16 protein-coding genes and 1 riboswitch are annotated in these 20,769 nt (G+C 57.0%); of the genes, 7 read left to right on the top strand and 9 right to left on the bottom strand.

Annotated elements, in window-relative coordinates; all coding sequences use genetic code 11:
- Positions 1–279 precede the first annotated feature (279 nt).
- Together murI and btuB are read right to left on the bottom strand one after the other, a co-directional pair.
- The gene (gene murI, locus IM294_RS19040; protein ID WP_028014824.1) at positions 280–1,131 is read right to left on the bottom strand and encodes a glutamate racemase; all 852 of its coding nucleotides are present in this window, start codon (positions 1,129–1,131) and stop codon (positions 280–282) included.
- On the bottom strand, positions 1,076–2,923 hold the full coding sequence (gene btuB / locus IM294_RS19035) for a TonB-dependent vitamin B12 receptor BtuB (RefSeq protein ID WP_126818662.1): 1,848 nt from the start codon (positions 2,921–2,923) through the stop codon (positions 1,076–1,078). The genes murI and btuB overlap by 56 nt, the downstream gene beginning before the upstream one ends.
- A gap of 65 nt (positions 2,924–2,988) precedes the next feature.
- Positions 2,989–3,165: riboswitch (cobalamin riboswitch) on the bottom strand.
- 104 nt (positions 3,166–3,269) lie between these two features.
- Here btuB and trmA point away from each other — a divergent pair.
- Complete coding sequence (gene trmA, locus IM294_RS19030) at positions 3,270–4,370, top strand: tRNA (uridine(54)-C5)-methyltransferase TrmA (RefSeq protein WP_063155505.1); 1,101 nt, start codon at positions 3,270–3,272, stop codon at positions 4,368–4,370.
- A gap of 55 nt (positions 4,371–4,425) precedes the next feature.
- Here trmA and IM294_RS19025 read toward each other — a convergent pair whose 3' ends face one another.
- Positions 4,426–4,785 (bottom strand): YijD family membrane protein, encoded by a 360-nt coding sequence (locus tag IM294_RS19025; protein ID WP_008501783.1) that lies wholly within the window; start codon positions 4,783–4,785, stop codon positions 4,426–4,428.
- A 9-nt stretch (positions 4,786–4,794) separates the two neighbouring features.
- Positions 4,795–5,433: an HTH-type transcriptional repressor FabR gene (gene fabR / locus IM294_RS19020; protein ID WP_008501784.1), complete on the bottom strand. Its 639-nt coding sequence runs from the start codon at positions 5,431–5,433 to the stop codon at positions 4,795–4,797.
- Between the two features lie 196 nt (positions 5,434–5,629).
- Here fabR and sthA point away from each other — a divergent pair, with 196 nt between their 5' ends.
- The gene (sthA, locus tag IM294_RS19015; protein WP_045260262.1) at positions 5,630–7,030 is read left to right on the top strand and encodes a Si-specific NAD(P)(+) transhydrogenase; all 1,401 of its coding nucleotides are present in this window, start codon (positions 5,630–5,632) and stop codon (positions 7,028–7,030) included.
- Here sthA and oxyR read toward each other — a convergent pair.
- The 4 genes from oxyR to argC all read right to left on the bottom strand — a co-directional run bounded on the left by oxyR (position 7,013) and on the right by argC (position 11,469).
- Positions 7,013–7,930 (bottom strand): DNA-binding transcriptional regulator OxyR, encoded by a 918-nt coding sequence (gene oxyR / locus IM294_RS19010; RefSeq protein WP_025758848.1) that lies wholly within the window; start codon positions 7,928–7,930, stop codon positions 7,013–7,015. The two genes, sthA and oxyR, sit on opposite strands and share 18 nt — an antisense overlap.
- A gap of 303 nt (positions 7,931–8,233) precedes the next feature.
- A complete protein-coding gene (gene argH, locus IM294_RS19005) occupies positions 8,234–9,607 on the bottom strand; it encodes an argininosuccinate lyase (RefSeq protein WP_045260261.1) in 1,374 nt (457 codons plus the stop codon).
- Between the two features lie 74 nt (positions 9,608–9,681).
- Positions 9,682–10,458: an acetylglutamate kinase gene (gene argB / locus IM294_RS19000; protein ID WP_098946274.1), complete on the bottom strand. Its 777-nt coding sequence runs from the start codon at positions 10,456–10,458 to the stop codon at positions 9,682–9,684.
- Between the two features lie 6 nt (positions 10,459–10,464).
- Positions 10,465–11,469: an N-acetyl-gamma-glutamyl-phosphate reductase gene (gene argC, locus IM294_RS18995; RefSeq protein WP_126818663.1), complete on the bottom strand. Its 1,005-nt coding sequence runs from the start codon at positions 11,467–11,469 to the stop codon at positions 10,465–10,467.
- A gap of 88 nt (positions 11,470–11,557) precedes the next feature.
- On the opposite strand from argC, the gene argE reads away from it, so the two are divergent.
- From argE to IM294_RS18970, 5 genes are all read left to right on the top strand, one after another.
- Entirely contained in the window at positions 11,558–12,709 is a 1,152-nt protein-coding gene (argE, locus tag IM294_RS18990; RefSeq protein WP_028014830.1) for an acetylornithine deacetylase, read from the top strand.
- Positions 12,710–12,980: 271 nt separating this feature from the next.
- Entirely contained in the window at positions 12,981–15,632 is a 2,652-nt protein-coding gene (gene ppc, locus IM294_RS18985) for a phosphoenolpyruvate carboxylase (protein ID WP_041911805.1), read from the top strand.
- A gap of 57 nt (positions 15,633–15,689) precedes the next feature.
- Complete coding sequence (locus IM294_RS18980; RefSeq protein WP_126818664.1) at positions 15,690–16,454, top strand: AraC family transcriptional regulator; 765 nt, start codon at positions 15,690–15,692, stop codon at positions 16,452–16,454.
- A 128-nt stretch (positions 16,455–16,582) separates the two neighbouring features.
- Positions 16,583–17,245, top strand: coding sequence for a fructose-6-phosphate aldolase (gene fsa / locus IM294_RS18975; protein ID WP_126818665.1), 663 nt, complete (start codon positions 16,583–16,585; stop codon positions 17,243–17,245).
- Between the two features lie 12 nt (positions 17,246–17,257).
- Complete coding sequence (locus IM294_RS18970; RefSeq protein ID WP_126818666.1) at positions 17,258–18,361, top strand: glycerol dehydrogenase; 1,104 nt, start codon at positions 17,258–17,260, stop codon at positions 18,359–18,361.
- 91 nt (positions 18,362–18,452) lie between these two features.
- Here IM294_RS18970 and katG read toward each other — a convergent pair whose 3' ends face one another.
- A complete protein-coding gene (gene katG, locus IM294_RS18965) occupies positions 18,453–20,633 on the bottom strand; it encodes a catalase/peroxidase HPI (RefSeq protein WP_028014834.1) in 2,181 nt (726 codons plus the stop codon).
- Between the last annotated feature and the right edge of the window lie 136 nt (positions 20,634–20,769).

The raw sequence follows: 20,769 nt of genomic DNA, 5'->3' as shown, positions 1-20,769 counted from the left end.
TGAGTGCCCACACAGATTGTCTGATAAATTGTTAAAGAGCAGTTGCAACGCGGCTTTCGCTCACCGTTGCGAGGTCCCGTATATTACGTTTTCCTCATTCAGAGTCAAGCGATTATTTTCACTTTTCTCTGTTGGCGCTCATCTCTGAACCCCGCTAACCCGGCGGCCTGTAAGCCGTTGTTCCGTGTCAGTGGAGGCGCATTATAGGGAGTTCTCAGACGTTGACAACCCCTCTTTTAAAAAAAACTTTCAACCGTCTCTTTTTTGCTCAAAACCGTGCTACAGCGCCAGTTTTTCGAGCGTTTCAAAGCCATAACGGCGTAAAACGGGTAAAAGTTGCTCAGTCTCTTTCGTGATAGCCATGCAAAACGCGATATTTGCATCGGTAGATTTCGCATCTGGCGCTTCATGCTCCAGCAGCCAGGCCGTACGACGGGCGATCGCCGCACCAGAATCCACCAGCCGCGTCCCCTCCGGAAGCACTTCTAATAGCTCTTCCTGCAAGAGAGGGAAGTGGGTGCAGCCCAGCACAACCGTATCCGGTGGTTCGGGCATCCGCAGCCACGGACGAAGAATACGACGCAGCTCTTCGAGCGATACCGTCTCGCCGTGCAGTTTCGCTTCCGCCATCTCCACCAGCTCTGCGGAGCCAAGCATTGCAATCTGGCATTCGTTAGCAAAACGGTCGATCAGCTCGCGGGTATAAGGACGCTTCACCGTGCCACGCGTGGCCAGCAAGCCCACGATACCGTTCGCCGTCAGGCGCGCGGCAGGCTTTATGGCAGGAACAACGCCCACAACCGGGAACTGGAATTTTTCACGCAGGGCGGGAAGAGAAACGGTGCTCGCCGTATTACAGGCAATGACCGCCAGCGCAAGGGGATAGCGCTTTTGTACCGCGGTGACGATTTCAACCACACGCTCAACGATAAAGTCCTCACTCTTTTCCCCATACGGAAAAGCGACGTTATCGAAGGCGTAGATGTAATGGAGATCCGGCAGGAGATGCCGAATCTCATCGTAGACCGAAAGCCCACCGACGCCGGAATCAAACACCAGCACGGTAGGGCGCGGATTAGAAGGTGTAGCTGCCAGACAAGGTGTATTCCCGTCCTGCAGTTTGGTAGCCATAAACTGTCTCGTAATCTTTATCGAACAGGTTGGCTATTTTACCACGAACTATGAGGTGTGAGGTGACCGGATATGAAACTGCGACATCCCACAGGCTCACACCGCCCATTTTCACTTTTTCTGACGGATAAGAACCAAAATCAGTGTCGTAACGCGTGCCGAGATAGTGATACGTCAGGCTCCAGTCGAAATCATAGATCTGCGTATCGAGCTGATATTTCACCTGCTGCTTAGCACGACGGTCCAGAAGTTCGTTGGTCGCCGCATTGCGGGCATCCACATAGTCGTAGCCAACGGTATGCGTCAACGGACCTGTATCAAACGACGCCGTCGCTTCCACACCCTTAATGCGTGCTTTACCGACGTTGTAATATTCCTGAAGGTTATTATTAAAGTCGATGAGATTATCAACGTCATTACGATAGCCAGACACGCGCCAGCTCACGCCTGCCGTCAGGCCTTCAAACGCCCCTTCCCACTGCTTGCTCTCTTCTGGATCAAGATGGTCATTGCCATAGAAGCCATAGAGTTGACCCAGATTCGGGGCTTTATAGGCCGTACCATAAGAAGCAATGAAGCGGTAACCGTCCACGAACTCCCACGCTGCACTGCTTTGCCAGGTGCCATGGCGACCAAACTGAGAGTTGTCATCGCTGCGAACCGCCCCTTCCAGAGTGAAATCGCCCAGCTGCTGCAGCCCGGTCAGGTAGACGCCGGTGTTACGCAGGTCGTAGCCGTTGGTCACGTAGTTTGTACCCGGCTCGGTGCTCTGCTTCTGCCAGTCAACGCCCGCACCAATGTTCCCGTGCCCCACATCAACGGAGTTGAGCCACTGGACGTTGTACTGTTTGATTTCATCCAGCGTGGCCGTCGAATCGTAACGGCCCAAATTAGGGTCGTAGTTATAGTCTTTGCTGTGGCTATAGCTGGTGAGGAGCTGTGAATGGAAGATGTCCTCGTTGAAGCGTAATCCTGCGTCCCAGGTCTGGCTATAGAGCTGGCGGGTATCGACCAGTACGTCAGGGGTAAATGAGCTGTAGTAACCGTCATAGGCCGTACGGTTGCTGTAGCCAAAGCCGCGAACAAATCCGCTCCACTGGTCTGAGAATGCGTGATCCACCGCACCGTAGAGCGTTTTATTCATAAAGCCGTCGCGATCGGTCTGGGCAAGGCCACCATTGTTGCCGTCCGCAACCACATCGAAACCTTTGGTATAGGTGTAATCCCCCGCCAGCGTGACGCGCGTGCTGTCGCCCAGCGTTTGCTGGGTACTGCCGCCATAATTCTGGTAACCGTGCGAGCCTGCGCCGGCATTCAGCGTCGTACCGTCCTTCATGCGGGTGGTAATAATGTTGACTACACCGCCAATCGCGTCCGAGCCGTAGACCGCCGAACGCGGTCCACGAACATATTCGATTCGCTGCACCAGGGAGATCGGGAACTGGCTGAGATCGGACGACCCCGTGACGCCCGCCTGGTTAAGGCGGATGCCGTCAACGAGAATCAGGACGTGGCTGGAGTTGGTGCCACGGATAAAGAGAGAAGAGAGTTGCCCCACCCCGCCATTTTGCGCCGTGTCCACGCCGGGCAGGCGACGCATAACGTCCAGCACCGAGGTTGACTGCCAGCGGTCAATATCGGCACGCGTAACCACCGACGTTGCTGCCAGAATAGTTTTTTCAGGTTGTTCAAAACGATTTGCCGTCACCACCAACGAGTCAGCGCTATCCTGCGCCCAGCCCGAAAATGCCGTGACGGACAGCGCCGTCAACAGCGATACTTTTTTAATCATTGTTAAAGCATCCACAATATAAGAAGGATGCCGCAGGCCTCATCTATAGCACGCGATGATGAAACCAAATGCGACGTGATCCCGGCAGGTCTTCGGGCTAGGTGGCGTTATACGGATGAAGACTTCCCATTTTCACAGTGTCTACAGCTCTCATCCCGCCAGTCTTTACCGCTGCGCGTCAGCTCCAGATTTTCACTGGATTCCCTTTTCACTCTCAGGAGACCGGAAACAGAATGCTACAATTAGACACGTATAGATGTCCAGACAGCTATTGGCCATTAAATCTGGACATCCCCTGAACAATCCCTACAATCCCCGCGTAATTCTTTATCACTCAGGACGCATCATGACCCCAGAACACCTCCCGACAGAACAGTACGACGCGCAGCTGGCCGAGAAAGTTGTCCGCCTGCAAAGTATGATGACGCCTTTCAACGCGCCCGTTCCCGAGGTGTTCCGCTCCCCTGTCAGCCACTACCGCATGCGCGCCGAGTTCCGCATCTGGCATGACGGCGACGACCTGTACCACATCATTTTTGATCAGCAGACCAAATCACGCATTCGCGTGGACAGCTTCCCGGCAGCGAGCGAGCTTATCAACCAGCTGATGACGCTGATCATTGAAGGCGTGCGCAACAATCCGGTGCTGCGCAACAAGCTGTTCCAGATTGACTATCTGACCACGCAAAGCAATCAGGCGATTGTCTCTCTGCTGTACCACAAAGCGCTGACCGACGAATGGCGCGAGCAGGCCGAAGCCCTGCGCGATACGCTGCGTGCGCAGAACATCAACGTGCACCTGATTGGCCGCGCGACCAAAACCAAAATCATGCTGGATCAGGATTACGTCGACGAGCGTCTGCCGGTGGCGGGTAAAGAGATGGTTTACCGTCAGGTGGAAAACAGCTTCACCCAGCCGAATGCCGCGATGAACGTGCAGATGCTGGAGTGGGCGCTGAAGGCGACGGAAGGGTCTAAGGGCGATCTGCTTGAACTGTACTGCGGTAACGGCAACTTCTCGCTGGCGCTGGCGCGTAACTTCGAACGCGTGCTGGCAACGGAAATCGCCAAGCCGTCGGTAGCGGCCGCGCAGTACAACATCGCCGCTAACCATATCGATAACGTGCAGATCATTCGCATGGCGGCAGAAGAGTTCACCCAGGCCATGAATGGTGTACGCCAGTTTAACCGCCTGGAAGGGATCGATTTGAAGAGCTACCAGTGTGAGACGATTTTTGTCGACCCGCCGCGCAGTGGCCTGGACAGCGAAACCGAGAAGATGGTGCAGGCGTACCCGCGTATTTTGTACATCTCCTGTAACCCGGAGACGCTGTGCAAGAATCTGGAAACATTAAGCCAGACGCACAAGGTTGAACGTCTGGCGCTGTTCGATCAGTTCCCGTATACGCACCATATGGAGTGCGGTGTACTGCTCACGGCGAAGTAACTAGCCGGCGTTTTTGGCAGGTGGCGCTTCGCTTACCTGCCCTACTCAGACCTCATTACTCTGGCAGTTGACTCTTGCGGCTACGCATGCGCGAGCCAATCCAGAACACCAGCGCCACGGACAGTACCGCAGGGAAGAAGTTAGAGCCGATATCCGGATACTCCGCGCGCACCACGGTGCTATACAGCAATACGCCCAGAATAAAACAGGCAGCGGCCAGCCCCGGTAACCCAACCGGCATCGTACGGTTCAGGTAACGCTGATGCAGGCAGTAGACCGTCAGCACCAGCGCAATAAGCGGGAAAATCGAAAATGGCACGATGGAGCTAAAAATAGCGGCAAACGTGCCATTAATGGATAAGCCAGCGATCAATGCCAGCAACAGCGTCCCTTTATCCTGACCTGACTGTTTCATTACTCACCTTCACTCTTCGGTTTGATGTGCCAGTTTCTCTTGTTCACGGCGATACCAGTAGTACGCGCCTTTGGAGATCATCCTGAGCTGCAATACCAGTCGCTCTTCAAGCTGCTTGCGTTGTTCAATGCTGACGTCCAGCGCTTCGGCACCCGCGCTGAACACAATCGTCACCATCGCCTCGGCCTGTGCTTCAGTAAAGGCACGCGGCATATGGTTTTCGAGTTCAAGATAGTCGGCAAGTTCCGCGATGAAGTGCTGAATTTCCCGCGCGACGGCGGCACGAAACGCTGCCGATGTGCCCGAACGCTCGCGCAAAAGCAGACGAAACGCGTTGGGGTTATTGCCGATAAATTCCATAAACGTCGACACGGAGGTGCGGATCACGCTGCCGCCTTTGGCGATACGCTGACGCGCCTGGCGCATCAGCTGGCGCAGCATCAAACCGCTCTCGTCGACCATGGTCAGGCCCAGTTCATCCACATCACGGAAGTGACGATAGAAGGACGTTGGCGCAATCCCGGCCTCGCGTGCGACTTCGCGCAGGCTCAAACTGGCAAAACTCCGCTCAGCACTCAGTTGACTGAATGCGGCTTCCACCAGCGAACGCCGGGTTTTCTCTTTTTGTTGTGCTCTTACGCCCATCACGATAGTTGAATCCTTCCAAAGGCCTGATGGCACTATACCAGAGAATAAAATTAATCTGTTTGCTCAGCTTTGTGAATGATTGTTTACGTGCGGTTTGTGCTCCACTGCCGGAAAAAAGCACAACGATAATTGGGTTACCCTGGCAATGATGTTATGATTCTGTTGCTTTTATGTATAAGAACAGGTAAGCCTTGCCATGCCACATTCCTACGATTACGACGCAATAGTTATTGGTTCCGGCCCCGGCGGCGAAGGTGCTGCTATGGGTCTGGTGAAACAGGGAGCCAGAGTAGCGGTCATCGAGCGCTACCATAATGTCGGCGGCGGTTGCACCCACTGGGGCACCATCCCTTCGAAAGCCCTCCGCCACGCCGTTAGCCGCATTATCGAATTTAACCAGAACCCTCTTTACAGCGACCACTCCCGACTTCTTCGTTCCTCCTTTGCCGACATCCTGAATCACGCGGATACCGTCATTAACCAGCAGACGCGCATGCGTCAGGGCTTTTATGAGCGTAACCATTGTGAAATCCTGCAGGGCAATGCGCATTTTGTGGATGAACACACCCTGGCACTCGAATGCCACGACGGTTCGATTGAGACAATCACCGCTGAAAAATTTGTTATTGCCTGCGGTTCACGCCCTTACCATCCGGCCGACGTCGACTTCTCACACCCACGCGTCTACGACAGCGACTCCATTCTGAGCCTGCACCATGAACCCCGCCACGTCATTATCTATGGCGCAGGGGTCATCGGCTGCGAATACGCGTCGATCTTCCGCGGAATGGACGTCAAAGTTGACCTGATTAACACCCGCGATCGCCTGCTGGCGTTCCTCGATCAGGAAATGTCAGACTCTCTCTCCTACCACTTCTGGAACAGCGGCGTGGTGATTCGCCACAACGAAGAGTACGAGAAAATAGAAGGCTGCGATGATGGTGTGATCATGCACCTGAAGTCCGGTAAGAAGCTGAAAGCCGACTGCCTGCTGTACGCCAACGGCCGTACCGGCAATACCGATTCACTGCGGCTGGAAAATATCGGGCTTGAAACAGACAGCCGCGGTCAGTTGAAGGTCAACAGCATGTATCAGACCGCGCTGCCGCACGTATACGCGGTGGGCGACGTAATTGGCTACCCGAGCCTGGCCTCCGCTGCTTACGATCAGGGCCGCATTGCCGCTCAGGCGCTGGTGAAAGGCGAAGCGACGGCGCATCTGATCGAAGATATCCCGACGGGGATCTACACCATTCCGGAAATCAGTTCTGTCGGGAAAACCGAGCAGCAGCTGACGTCAATGAAGGTGCCTTACGAGGTAGGTCGTGCCCAGTTTAAACATCTGGCGCGGGCGCAGATCGTGGGGATGAGCGTAGGTACGCTGAAAATTCTGTTCCATCGCGAGACGAAAGAGATCCTCGGGATTCACTGCTTTGGTGAACGCGCGGCGGAAATCATTCATATCGGTCAGGCAATCATGGAGCAGAAAGGCGGTGGTAACACCATTGAGTACTTCGTTAACACCACCTTTAACTACCCGACCATGGCAGAAGCCTATCGGGTAGCCGCGCTGAACGGCTTAAACCGCCTGTTTTAACGCGCTGTCGAAATGGCCATCCATCGCACCGCGGATGGCCTCTGCCAGCTGCTCATAGCGGCTGCGCAGCGGTGACCCTGGACGATACACCAGGCCGATCGTGCGACGCGGCTCCGGCTTAATGCACGGCAGGTACACCACGCCATCACGCTTACGCTCGCGCGGCACGGCCAGCGCAGGCAGCAACGTAATACCGCTTCCCGCCGCCACCATATTACGCAGCGTTTCCAGACTGGTTGCGCGGAAGTGGGTATCTTCGTCAGCGCCCGCTTCGAAGCAGAAGCCCATCGCCTGATCGCGCAGGCAGTGACCGTCTTCCAGCATCAGCAGCTTTTCACCGGCCAGATCGGCCATCGGCACGCGATCGCGGTTCGCCCACGGGTGATCTTCATAGATCGCCAGCATCATCGGCTCATCGAACAGCGGTACTTCAATAAACGCTTCGCTCTCTTTTACCAACGCCAGAATGGCGCAGTCGAGCTTGCCGCTGTCCAGCTGCGCCAGCAGCTGATGGGTTTGCGCTTCGTGCAGGTACATTTCGAGTTTCGGGAACGTCTGGTGCAGCATTGGAATGATGTGCGGTAACAGGTACGGGCCAACGGTTGGGATCAGGCCAATATGCAGCGGGCCGGACATGGCCTCTCCCTGCTGGCTTGCCATTTCCTTGAGCACTTTGACCTCGCGCAGCACGGTGCGCGCCTGATCCACCAGCAGAAGACCGGCCTGGGTGAACAGCACCTTACGGCTGGTGCGCTCCAGCAGCATCACGCCCAGCTCGTCTTCCAGCTTGCGGATCTGCCCGCTCAGCGTCGGCTGGCTGACGTGGCAGGAATCTGCCGCGCGGCGAAAGTGACGATGCTCGGCTAACGCTACCAGGTATTCAAGATCACGAATATTCATTATTCATCCTCCGTCGCCACGATAGTTCATGGCGATAGATAGCATAGCAATGAACGATTATCCCTATCAAGCATTCTGTTGAATAATACACCACATAGACGAGGCGGCCGTGTTTGACCCTTGACGTCCCCGCACCGTCAGCGAGTTTCTCTCAAAACTCGAACAACTAAAGCCAACGTGAACTTTTGCGGACCCCGTGGTCCGCTTTTTTTTTGCGTAAAAAAGCCTGGCGCTAAGCCAGGCTCCGTTTTTCTCCCTCTCCCTGTGGGAGAGGGCCGGGGTGAGGGCACCAGCCCGCACGGTTCAAATCAGGCGGTTTTTCGCATCCGCAATCGCCTGCGCCACCTGCTTCGGCGACACGCCGCCTTTCGCCGCACGTTTATCCAGGCAGGACTGCAGCGCCAGAATCGGGTACACATCCTCCCCGATCGCCGCGCTGAATTTTTGCAGGTCGGCAAGCGCCAGATCTTCCAGCGGTTTACCCTGACGAATCGCTTCCACCACCGCTTCGCCCACAATATGGTGCGCCTCGCGGAACGGTACGCCCTTCGCGACAAGGTAGTCCGCCAGTTCAGTAGAGTTGGCATAGCCCTGCTGCGCCGCTTCCTGGCAGCGCGGACGTTTCACCTGAATGCCGTCCAGCACCAGCGCGCCCATGTGCAGGCAGTCAAGCCAGGTGTCGAGCGCGTCGAACAGCCCTTCCTTGTCTTCCTGCATATCTTTGTTATACGCCAGCGGCAGCCCTTTCAGGGTCATCATCATACCAGTCAGCGCGCCCTGCACGCGACCGCACTTGCCGCGGATCAGCTCCAGCGCGTCCGGGTTTTTCTTCTGCGGCATCAGGGATGAGCCTGAGGTCACGCGGTCGGACAGCTCAACGAAGCCCGCTTCGCCAGAGTTAAAGAAGATCAGGTCTTCGGCAAAGCGCGAAAGATGCACCATCCCGATAGAGGCATTGGAGAGCAGCTCCAGCACGTGGTCACGGTCAGATACGCTGTCCAGGCTGTTACGGGTGGCGGAGGCAAAGCCCAGCCATCCTGCCAGCTGCTCGCGGTCGATTTCATACGCCGTACCGGCCAGCGCACCGCTGCCCAGCGGGCTGACGTCCAGACGCTTCAGGGTATCCTGCAGACGGCTTTCGTCACGCGCCAGCATCTCAACGTAGGCCAGACACCAGTGCGCAAAGGTCACCGGCTGCGCGCGCTGCAGGTGGGTATAACCCGGCATCACCGCGTCCTGATTGTTCTGCGCGGTCTCTACCAGCGCACTTTGAAGCTGACGGTTGGCTGCCAGCAGTTCGCCAACGGTCTCTTTACACCACAGTTTCAGGTCGGTGGCGACCTGGTCGTTACGGCTACGGCCGGTGTGCAGCTTTTTACCCAGCTGGCCGACCTTGTCGATCAGCTTGCCTTCCACCCAGCTGTGAATATCTTCGGCATCGCTCTGCAGGATTTGCTGCGGATCCAGACGCACCTCTTCCAGCAGGTTGTTCAGCGCCTCTTCCAGCTGCTGCTGTTCGTCTGCGGTCAGTACGCCAACGGTCACCAGCGCTTTGGACCAGGCCACAGAGCCGACAATATCCTGTTCGGCCAGGCGGTAGTCGAAGCGCAAAGAGTCGTTGAACTGTTTGAACCGCTGATCCGCTGCCTGTGTAAAACGCCCACCCCAAAGTGCCATAACATCGTTCCTTTATTCGTTAGTTCCGCCGGGTGGCGCTTCGCTTACCCGGCCTACGGTCATTCACTAAAAACTTACGCTAAAATACGCGTGCCAATCGGCGTGCCGTTAAACAGCGCCGGGAGCTGCTCCGCGTGACGCCAGGAGGCGATATCCACCGGGCGGCCCAGCGTGCGCGCCGCATCCAGCGCGGCGTTCACTTTGACGATCATGCCGTCGGTAATAATGCCCTGAGCGATCAGCTGCTCGGCTTTGGCGGCGGTCATTTCTGCTATGCGCTGGCCTTTACCGTCAAGAATGCCGCTCACGTCGGAGAGCAGGATCAGGTCTGCGCCCAGCGTGGCCGCCAGCGCGGTTGCCGCCTGGTCCGCGTTAACGTTCATCAGCTCGCCCTCTTCGGTCACGCCGATAGAGCTCACCACCGGCAGGAAACCGCCTTCCAGCAGGGTGTTAATCAGCTTAGGCGAACCTGGCTGCGCCAGTCCAACATGGCCGAGCTCTTCGTCGAGCTGGGTCACTTTTACGCTGTCACCGTCGCCCAGGTAGAGGCCAACGGACGCAATATGGTGTTTCTTCGCCCATGCCAGCAGCGTTTTGTTCGCCGTGCCCGCCAGCGCGCCGGTAATGATGTCAATCTGGTCAGCAGGCGTGACGCGCAGGCCATTTTTCTTTTTCACCGGCAGATTCAGCCCTTTCATCAGCTCATCCACCACGCAGCCGCCGCCGTGCACAATCACCAGCGGACGCTGGTGCGATTCGCGATAGTTCACCAGCGCGGTAAACAGGCGCTCCAGCGCTTCTTCGCTGTCCAGCAGTACACCACCGAGTTTGATAATTAATGGGTTCATCATCACACCTTAAATAAGAGCCTGCGTTTCAGGGAAGCCGAAACGAATATTTGCACACTGCATTGCCTGTGCGGCAGCGCCTTTGAGTAAGTTATCTTCTGCGGCGACCACAATCAGATGCTCGCCCTGTACGGCAAAGCCGATATCGCAGAACGGCAGGCCAACCACGTTTTTAAGCGCCGGCACGCCTTTGTCGTACAGACGCACCAACGGCTTATCCGCATACGCCTGCGTGAAGGCCTCGCTCACCTGCTCTTTGGTCACGCCCGGCTTCAGGCGACAGGTGATGGTTTCGAGGATCCCGCGCGGGAAGCTGCCCAGGTGCGGGGTAAAAATCACCTCCGCGCCCAGATGGGTGGTGATTTCAGGATGATGGCGGTGATTAAACACGCCATACGGCTGAAGGCTCACTTCGCAGAAGCTGTTGGAGATAGCGGCCTTGCGCCCCGCACCGCTCACGCCGCTGGTGGCGTTGATCACCGGCCACTGGCTTAGATCCAGCAGACCGGCTTCGATCAGCGGCTTCAGGGAGAGCTGTGCCGCCGTCGGGTAGCAGCCCGGAACGGCAATCAGGTCCGCTTCTTTCAGTTTATCCGCACTCCACTCCGCCAGGCCGTACACCGCTTTTTCAAGCAGATCCGGATGCTGATGAGTAAAGCCGTAATATTTTTCGTAGAACGCGCCGTCGTTAACGCGGAACGCGCCAGAGAGGTCGAAGACCACGCAGCCGGCCGCCAGGAACTGCGGCGCAAGGTCGTGGCTGACCTCGTGCGCGGTGGCTAAAAACACCACGTCGACGCCGTCGGTAAACTCGCTGATGTCAGACATCGGCTGCAGCGGCAGATCGACCATGCCCTTAAGCTGCGGATGCAAATCGGAAATTAACTTTCCTGCATCATTGCTTTGCGCTGACACGGTCAAAGCGGTTATGGTCATATGAGGGTGGCGATTTACGTAGCTTACAAGCTCTGCGCCCGCATAACCGCTAGCGCCTACAATCAGCGTATTCAACATCGGGTTCCTTTATGCTCAACGTTAATGTATTTTTATTCACATTTATTGCATGAATATTGATACTATCACGACCTAAGGTGTGTCAACAATGAAAATGAACTTACCGCCATTTATCGAGATCTACCGCGCCCTGATTGCCACACCGTCCATCAGTGCGACCGAAGAAGCGCTGGATCAGAGCAATGAGTCTTTAATCAATCTGCTGGCGGGTTGGTTTAGCGATCTTGGGTTTAACGTTGAGGTTCAGCCCGTCCCCGGAACCCGCCACAAATTTAACCTGCTCGCCAGCACCGGAACCGGCGCGGGCGGCCTGCTGCTGGCCGGCCATACCGACACCGTACCGTTTGACGATGGCCGCTGGACGCGCGATCCGTTCACCCTGACCGAGCATGACAACAAGCTCTACGGTCTGGGCACCGCCGACATGAAAGGCTTCTTCGCCTTTATCCTCGACGCGCTGCGTGACGTGGACGTGACGAAGCTGAAAAAACCGCTCTACATTCTGGCAACCGCCGATGAAGAGACCAGCATGGCGGGCGCACGTTATTTCTCTGAAAACACGTCGATTCGTCCGGACTGCGCGATCATCGGTGAACCGACCTCTCTGCAGCCGATTCGTGCGCACAAAGGCCATATTTCTACCGCGGTGCGCGTGCTGGGCCAGTCCGGCCACTCCAGCGATCCGGCGCGCGGCGTGAACGCCATTGAGCTGATGCACGACGCCATCGGCCGCATTATGACCCTGCGCGACGATTTGAAAGAGCGGTATCACTACGAGGCATTCACCGTGCCGTATCCGACGCTGAACCTCGGTAGCCTGCACGGCGGCGATGCGTCCAACCGCATCTGCGCCTGTTGCGAACTGCATATGGATATCCGTCCGCTGCCGGGCATGACGCTGAGCGATCTGGATGGCCTGCTGAACGAAGCGCTGGCCCCGGTGAGCGAGCGCTGGCCGGGACGCCTGACAGTCTCCGAACTGCATCCGCCAATCCCGGGCTACGAATGCCCGCCAGACCATCAGCTGGTTCAGGTGGTGGAAAAACTGCTCGGCGAGAAAACCGACGTGGTGAACTACTGCACCGAAGCGCCGTTTATTCAAACGCTTTGCCCGACGCTGGTCCTCGGCCCTGGCTCCATTAACCAGGCCCACCAGCCGGATGAATATCTGGAAACCCGCTTCATCAAGCCCACCCGCGAGCTGATTACCCAGGTTGTGCATCACTTCTGCTGGCATTAAAACCGCACCGAAAAGTACCCTCTCCCCGTGGGAGAGGGTTCGGGTGAGGGCAACAAATCGCATGATCACCGTCACATTTCCATAAGCATCTCTTATCTGACGCAATGCGAATTAAATTTCGTAAATTGCCCGCATTTATTCGTTTGCTGAACCGTTTTCGCAGCAATTGACGACGGGGGTTTTACGTGGCTTTATAAAGGGAGATGACAAAATAATGTCCAGAAGATTTTCGCCTGGGCATAAACAAAAATGATGGGGTGACTGGGTTTTTATGAACGAACAATATTCCGCGTTGCGTAGTAATGTCAGCATGCTCGGCAAAGTGCTTGGAGATACCATCAAAGACGCATTAGGGGAGAACATCCTCGACCGCGTTGAAACCATCCGCAAGCTGTCTAAATCTTCCCGTGCCGGTAACGAGGCCAGTCGTCAGGAGCTGCTCACCACCTTGCAGAACCTCTCTAACGATGAGCTGCTGCCCGTTGCCCGCGCCTTCAGCCAGTTCCTGAACCTGGCAAACACCGCTGAGCAATACCACAGCATTTCGCCAAATGGCGAAGCGGCCAGCAACCCGGAAGTCATTGCCCGCACCCTTCGTAAACTGAAAGACCAGCCAGACCTCAACGAAGCCACCATCAAAAAAGCGGTGGAGTCCCTTTCGCTGGAGCTGGTGCTGACCGCACACCCAACCGAAATCACCCGTCGTACGCTGATCCACAAGATGGTGGAAGTAAACAGCTGCCTGAAGCAGCTGGATAACAAAGACATTGCCGACTACGAGCGCAACCAGTTGATGCGCCGTCTGCGCCAGTTGATTGCCCAGTCCTGGCATACCGATGAAATTCGTAAGCATCGCCCAAGCCCGGTCGACGAAGCCAAATGGGGCTTTGCGGTGGTGGAAAACAGCCTGTGGGAAGGGGTACCAAACTACCTGCGCGAGCTGAACGAACAGCTGGAAGAAAACCTGGGCTATCGTCTGCCGGTAGACTTTGTGCCGGTGCGCTTCACCTCCTGGATGGGCGGTGACCGCGACGGCAACCCGAACGTGACCGCGGAAATCACCCGTCACGTCCTGCTGCTGAGCCGCTGGAAAGCGACCGACCTGTTCCTGAAGGATATTCAGGTGCTGATCTCCGAGCTGTCGATGGTTGAAGCGACGCCGGAACTGCGCGCGCTGGCCGGTGAAGAAGGTGCCAGCGAGCCGTACCGTTTCCTGATGAAAAAGCTGCGCGGTCAGCTGATGGCCACCCAGGCGTGGCTGGAAGCGCGCCTTAAAGGCCAGCGCCTGCCGAAGCCGGAAGGTCTGCTGAGCCAGAACGAACAGCTCTGGGAGCCGCTATACGCCTGCTATAAATCACTCCAGGCCTGCGGGATGGGCATCATCGCCAACGGCGAACTGCTTGATACCCTGCGCCGCGTGAAGTGTTTCGGCGTACCGCTGGTGCGTATCGACGTGCGTCAGGAAAGTACCCGCCATACTGAAGCCCTGGGCGAGCTGACCCGCTATCTCGGCATCGGCGACTATGAAAGCTGGTCAGAAGCCGATAAGCAGGCGTTCCTGATCCGCGAATTGAACTCCAAGCGCCCTCTGCTGCCGCGCAACTGGGAGCCAAGCAACGACACCCGCGAGGTGCTCAACACCTGTAAAGCGATCGTCGATGCGCCGAAAGGATCGGTGGCCGCCTACGTGATCTCCATGGCGAAAACCCCGTCCGACGTGCTGGGCGTTCATCTTCTGCTGAAAGAAGCGGGCATCGACTACGCCCTGCCAGTCGCCCCGCTGTTTGAGACCCTCGACGACCTGAACAACGCCAACGACGTCATGACCCAGCTGCTTAACATCGACTGGTATCGCGGCTTTATTCAGGGCAAGCAGATGGTGATGATTGGCTATTCCGACTCCGCGAAAGATGCGGGCGTGATGGCGGCGTCCTGGGCGCAGTATCAGGCTCAGGATGCGCTGATCAAAACCTGCGAGAAAGCCGGTATCGAGCTGACCCTGTTCCACGGTCGCGGCGGTTCCATTGGCCGCGGTGGCGCGCCTGCTCACGCGGCGCTGCTCTCTCAACCGCCGGGAAGTCTGAAAGGCGGCCTGCGCGTGACCGAGCAGGGCGAGATGATCCGCTTCAAGTACGGCCTGCCGGAAGTGACCATCAGCAGCCTGTCGCTCTATACCAGCGCGATCCTGGAAGCGAACCTGCTGCCACCGCCGGAGCCAAAAGAATCCTGGTGCCGCATCATGGACGAGCTGTCAGATATTTCCTGCGATCTGTACCGCGGCTACGTGCGTGAAAACAAAGACTTCGTGCCTTACTTCCGTTCAGCAACGCCTGAGCAGGAGCTGGGTAAACTGCCGCTGGGCTCGCGTCCTGCAAAGCGTCGCCCGACCGGTGGCGTTGAATCCCTGCGCGCCATTCCATGGATCTTCGCCTGGACGCAGAACCGCCTGATGCTGCCCGCCTGGCTGGGTGCCGGTGCCGCGCTGCAAAAAGTGGTGGAAGACGGCAAACAGAACGAACTGGAAACCATGTGCCGCGACTGGCCCTTCTTCTCTACCCGTCTGGGCATGCTGGAGATGGTCTTCTCGAAGGCCGACCTGTGGCTGGCGGAATACTACGACCAGCGGCTGGTGAAACCAGAGCTGTGGGCGTTGGGTAAAGAACTGCGCGAACTGCTGGAAGGCGACATCAAAGTGGTGCTGGACATCGCCAACGACTCGCACCTGATGGCGGACCTGCCGTGGATCGCCGAATCAATCCAGCTGCGTAACATCTACACCGACCCGCTGAACGTTTTACAGGCTGAACTGCTGCACCGTTCCCGTCTGGCAGAAGAAGAAGGTAAAGAGCCGGATCCTCGCGTTGAACAGGCGCTGATGGTGACGATTGCGGGCGTTGCGGCGGGTATGCGTAACACTGGGTAATGCTTTATGCCGGGCAGGCGTTTTTAGCGCCGCCCGGCACGTTTCGGTAGTCTTCTCATGTATTCCGATATCACCCGAATTTTGGCTGACCTGGTGAACCGTACGTTACCGCTGGGTAAGATTCATTTCTCAGCGCTGGCTGAACAGCATCCCCGAACATTTCCCTGCCTCGTCATTACCCTTGCTACCCCCTGTGAGGCGATATTTTCATCCTTTGGACACATCACGCTTCCACCGCCTAACGTCCTGAGCATACATTTCGGTAAGCAGCAGCTGACTCTCGATTTACAGCGTGACAACGCGCTTTTGCAGCAGCTACAGGTTCCCCGGCGTGGCCCGCGAACGGGTGCTTTTCTTCTGCAAGCGCTCACCGAATTACAGATGCAGCCAGACGAGCAAGACACAGCCATGCTGGTGGTATTAAGCTTGCTCAGCCACTGCCGGGATCTGCTTGGCAGTGACATCCACACCGCTAACCGCAGCCGGGCGCTATTCGAAGCCGTTCGTAGCTATATCGAAGAAAATTACGCCTCTTCGTTAACGCGCGAATCCGTGGCACAGGCGTTCTACATCTCGCCGAATTACCTTTCCCATCTCTTTCAGAAGATCGGCCACGTGGGGTTCAACGAGTATCTGACACAAACGCGGCTGGAACATGCGCGCCAGCTGCTGAAAGGCTACGATCTCAAAATTAAAGATATTGCCGCACGCTGCGGATTTCCTGACAGCAACTACTTTTGTCGCCTCTTTCGCAAGCACACCGAGCGTTCCCCTTCCGAATATCGTCGCCAGTATCACAGCCAGCTTATCGCCAAAAAATAGCACTGTGATCGCTATCGCACTTCGCTAAGGACATTACATTTGTCCAGTATTTGGCAAAATTGACCTGTATCCGCCGCACTCAGCCGGGCCTTATCCTTTATTCAACCTTTCTGACTTAAGGAAAAATAATGGAACTGTATCTGGATACCGCCAACGTGGCGGAAGTGGAACGCCTTGCCCGCATCTTCCCCATCGCGGGCGTCACCACCAACCCAAGCATCATTGCCGCCAGCCGTGAATCCATCTGGGACGTGCTGCCGCGGCTGCAACAAGCCATCGGGCCGGAGGGCACGCTGTTTGCTCAAACCATGAGCCGCGACGCCGAAGGCATGGTGGCGGAGGCCAAACGCCTGAGTAACGCCATCCCGGGTATTGTGGTGAAAATTCCGGTCACCGCGCAGGGGCTTATCGCCATTAAAGGGCTGAAAAGAGAGGGTATCACCACGCTGGGCACCGCCGTTTACAGCGCCGCTCAGGGTTTACTGGCCGCGCTGGCAGGCGCGAAATACGTTGCGCCGTACGTCAACCGCGTCGACGCACAGGGCGGCGACGGTATTGGCATGGTACAGGAGCTGCAGTCCCTGCTGGAACTGCATGCGCCGGAAAGCATGGTGCTGGCTGCCAGCTTTAAAACACCGCGTCAGGCGCTGGACTGCCTGCTGGCCGGATGCGAGGCAATCACGCTCCCCTTAGACGTAGCGCAACAAATGCTCGGTACCCCAGCGGTAGAGTCGGCCATAGAAAAGTTCGAGCAGGACTGGAAAAACGCGTTTGGTAACCTCAATCTCTAAGGGAGAACTGTTATGGACCGTATCATTCAATCGCCGGGGAAATATATCCAGGGCGCGGGTGTGCTGACCCGTCTCGGCGACTATCTGAAACCCCTGGCAAACCGCTGGCTGATCGTCGGCGATAAGTTTGTGCTGGGTTTTGCCGAAGACACCCTGCGCCAGAGTTTTAAAAAAGCCGAACTGCATGCCGAAATCGCGCCGTTTGGCGGCGAATGTTCGCAAAATGAAATCGATCGCCTGAAAAAGTTGGCCGACAGCGCCGACTGCCTGGCAGTACTGGGGATTGGTGGCGGTAAAACGCTTGATACCGCGAAAGCGCTGGCTCACTTTATGGACGTACCGGTCGCCATTGCGCCGACTATCGCTTCCACCGACGCGCCGTGCAGCGCCCTTTCCGTTATTTACACCGACAGCGGCGAGTTCGATCGCTACCTGATGCTGCCGCACAACCCGAATATGGTCATTGTGGATACGAAAGTGGTAGCAGGTGCGCCTGCACGTCTGCTGGCCGCCGGGATTGGCGACGCGCTGGCGACCTGGTTTGAAGCACGCGCCTGCTCGCGCAGCGGCGCGACCACCATGGCCGGGGGTAAATGCACACAGGCGGCATTAGCGCTCGCCGAGCTGTGCTACAACACGCTGGTTGAAGAGGGTGAAAAAGCGATGCTGGCGGCGGAACAGCATGTGGTAACGCCTGCGCTGGAACGCATTATCGAAGCTAACACCTATCTCAGCGGCGTCGGCTTTGAAAGTGGCGGGCTGGCGGCTGCACACGCTATTCATAACGGCATGACGGCGGTGCCTGACGCGCATCACTTCTATCATGGGGAAAAAGTGGCGTTTGGTACGCTGACGCAGCTGGTGCTGGAAAACGCGCCGGTAGAAGAAATTGAGACCGTCGCGGCGCTTTGCCACAGCGTAGGGCTGCCGATCACCCTGGCACAGCTGAACATCAAAGAGGATATTCCGGCCAAAATGCGTCTGATTGCCGAAGCCTCTTGTGCGGAAGGAGAAACGATCCACAACATGCCGGGGGGCGTAACGCCGGATCAGGTGTATGCGGCGCTGCTGGTGGCAGACCAGTATGGACAGCGATTCCTGCAGGAGTGGGAGTAATAAAAAAGCCGGGTGGCGCTGCGCTTACCCGGCCTACATGGCACTTTAATTTGTAGGCCGGGTAAGGCGTAGCCGCCACCCGGCACAATGGCTACTTCACGTCAAACCGATCCAAATCCATCACCTTCGCCCATGCGGCAACGAAGTCGCGGACAAACTTCTCGTGTGCGTCGCTGCTGGCATAAACCTCGGCCAGCGCGCGCAGGACGGCGTTAGAACCGAAGACCAGGTCGGCGCGGGTCGCGGTGTATTTCACTTCACCGCTGGCACGATCGCTACCGGCAAACAGCTCGTTTGAATCGTCGGTCGCTTTCCACTGGGTATTCATATCCAGCAGGTTCACGAAGAAGTCGTTGCTCAGCACGCCCTCGCGGTTGGTGAATACTCCGTTCTTACTGCCATCAAAGTTCGTGCCCAGTACGCGCAGGCCGCCGATCAGCACCGTCAGCTCAGGTGCGGTCAGGGTCAGCTGCTGGGCCTTATCAATCAGCAATGATTCCGTCGTGGACACATCCACCTGCGCACGGTAGTTGCGGAAGCCGTCGGCAATCGGTTCGAGCAGGTTAAACATCTCGATATCCGTCTGATCCTGACGTGCATCCACACGGCCCGGCGTGAACGGCACGTTGACGTAAACGCCCGCGGCTTTCGCCGCCTGCTCAACGCCCACAACGCCCGCCAGCACGATGATATCCGCCAGCGAGGCTTTATTGGTGGTGCGCTGAATAGCTTCCAGAGCCGGTAACGCACGTACCGCCGCGGCGTTCACATCCCAGTCGCGCTGAGGCGCCAGCGCCAGACGCGCGCCGTTGGCACCGCCGCGCTTGTCGCCGCCGCGGAAGGTCGATGCAGACGCCCATGCCACGGAAACCAGCTCGCTCACGGAGAGGCCAGAGGCCGCGATTTCCGCTTTCAGGCTTTCAATGTCTTCCTGCGTCGGATGGAACACCGGCTGAGGCAGCGGATCCTGCCAAATCAGATCTTCTTTCGGCACTTCCGGGCCGATGTACCGCGCTTTTGGCCCCATATCACGGTGGGTCAGTTTGAACCACGCGCGCGCGAAGGCTTCGTTAAAGGCCTGCGGATCGTTCAGGAAGCGACGGGAAATTTTCTCGAATTCCGGGTCGAAACGCAGCGTCAGGTCGGTGACCAGCATGGTTGGCTTACGTTTTTTCGACGGGTCAAACGGGTCTGGCATGATTTCCGGCGCATCCACGGCTTCAAACTGAATCGCGCCTGCCGGGCTGCGGGTCTGCACCCATTCGTATTTGAACAGGTTCTCGAAGAAGTAGTTGCTCCACTGGGTCGGAGTTTGCGACCAGATGACTTCCAGCCCGGAGGTGATGGCGTCAGCGCCAATACCGGTGCCGTGCGTGCTGGCCCAGCCTAAGCCCTGCGCTTCAATCGGCGAGGCTTCTGGATCGGTACCTACGTGCGTGGCTTCACCCGCGCCGTGGGTTTTACCGAGCGTGTGACCACCGGCAATCAGCGCGACGGTCTCTTCGTCGTTCATACCCATGTTGCCAAAGGTAGCGCGGATTGCCGCAGCCGCAGACAGCGGTTCACCGCTGGCGTTTGGCCCTTCCGGGTTCACGTAAATCAGCCCCATTTCGGTGGCCGCCAGCGGGCGCTTCGCCAGTGCTTCCGGGTCACGGTGGGTCAGCCAGGCTTTTTCATCACCCCAGTTCACGTCCAGATCCGGTTCCCAGACGTCTTCACGACCGGCGCCAAAACCAAAGGTGCGGAAGCCGGAGTTCTCCAGCGCCACATTACCTGCGAGAATAAACAGGTCGGCCCAGGAGATTTTTTGTCCGTATTTTTGCTTGATTGGCCACAGCAGGCGGCGCGCTTTATCCAGGCTGACGTTATCAGGCCAGGAATTCAGCGGCGCAAAGCGCTGTTGGCCACGTCCGGCACCGCCGCGTCCGTCAACGGAGCGGTAAGTACCGGCACCGTGCCAAGCCATGCGAATAAACAGACCCGCGTAGCTGCCCCAGTCGGCAGGCCACCACGGTTGAGAATCGGTTAACAGGGCTTTGAGATCGCCCTTGAGGGCGGAATAGTCGAGCTTGCTGAATTCTTTGCGGTAGTCGAAGTCTTCACCCAGAGGGTTCGAACGGTTGGAATGTTGATTTAGAAGATCGATGCGGAGTTGTTTAGGCCACCACTCTTTGCTGCCGGTACCTGCGCCCGCGCTGTGATCGACGCCGCCCTGATGGAACGGACATTTGCCGGCGGATGCCGCGTTATTGGTCTCGTCTGACGTGCTCATCGCTATGCTCCCTTTACAGTGATACCGTTACGATATACACCACTAGCAATAAGATATAGTTGAATTAATCCACAGATTCGATAGTTAATACCTTTTAACTTTTTATATGATTAAAAAGCCCTCACTTTATGAGGGC

The organism is Enterobacter cloacae complex sp. P43RS (assembly GCF_014930585.1).
Classification (GTDB): Bacteria; Pseudomonadota; Gammaproteobacteria; order Enterobacterales; family Enterobacteriaceae; genus Enterobacter; species Enterobacter bugandensis.
This window is presented reverse-complemented; position numbering and strand designations above follow the sequence as displayed.

What these genes read in the sequence shown, in the direction of transcription:
- IM294_RS18980 (WP_126818664.1), top strand. Translation starts at nt 15,690, where the DNA reads ATGTATTCCGATATCACCCGAATTTTGGCTGACCTGGTGAACCGTACG.
- trmA (WP_063155505.1), top strand. Translation starts at nt 3,270, where the DNA reads ATGACCCCAGAACACCTCCCGACAGAACAGTACGACGCGCAGCTGGCC.
- argH (WP_045260261.1), bottom strand. Translation starts at nt 9,607, where the DNA reads ATGGCACTTTGGGGTGGGCGTTTTACACAGGCAGCGGATCAGCGGTTC.
- oxyR (WP_025758848.1), bottom strand. Translation starts at nt 7,930, where the DNA reads ATGAATATTCGTGATCTTGAATACCTGGTAGCGTTAGCCGAGCATCGT.
- argE (WP_028014830.1), top strand. Translation starts at nt 11,558, where the DNA reads ATGAAAATGAACTTACCGCCATTTATCGAGATCTACCGCGCCCTGATT.
- murI (WP_028014824.1), bottom strand. Translation starts at nt 1,131, where the DNA reads ATGGCTACCAAACTGCAGGACGGGAATACACCTTGTCTGGCAGCTACA.
- btuB (WP_126818662.1), bottom strand. Translation starts at nt 2,923, where the DNA reads ATGATTAAAAAAGTATCGCTGTTGACGGCGCTGTCCGTCACGGCATTT.
- IM294_RS19025 (WP_008501783.1), bottom strand. Translation starts at nt 4,785, where the DNA reads ATGAAACAGTCAGGTCAGGATAAAGGGACGCTGTTGCTGGCATTGATC.
- argB (WP_098946274.1), bottom strand. Translation starts at nt 10,458, where the DNA reads ATGATGAACCCATTAATTATCAAACTCGGTGGTGTACTGCTGGACAGC.
- ppc (WP_041911805.1), top strand. Translation starts at nt 12,981, where the DNA reads ATGAACGAACAATATTCCGCGTTGCGTAGTAATGTCAGCATGCTCGGC.
- sthA (WP_045260262.1), top strand. Translation starts at nt 5,630, where the DNA reads ATGCCACATTCCTACGATTACGACGCAATAGTTATTGGTTCCGGCCCC.
- IM294_RS18970 (WP_126818666.1), top strand. Translation starts at nt 17,258, where the DNA reads ATGGACCGTATCATTCAATCGCCGGGGAAATATATCCAGGGCGCGGGT.
- fsa (WP_126818665.1), top strand. Translation starts at nt 16,583, where the DNA reads ATGGAACTGTATCTGGATACCGCCAACGTGGCGGAAGTGGAACGCCTT.
- argC (WP_126818663.1), bottom strand. Translation starts at nt 11,469, where the DNA reads ATGTTGAATACGCTGATTGTAGGCGCTAGCGGTTATGCGGGCGCAGAG.
- katG (WP_028014834.1), bottom strand. Translation starts at nt 20,633, where the DNA reads ATGAGCACGTCAGACGAGACCAATAACGCGGCATCCGCCGGCAAATGT.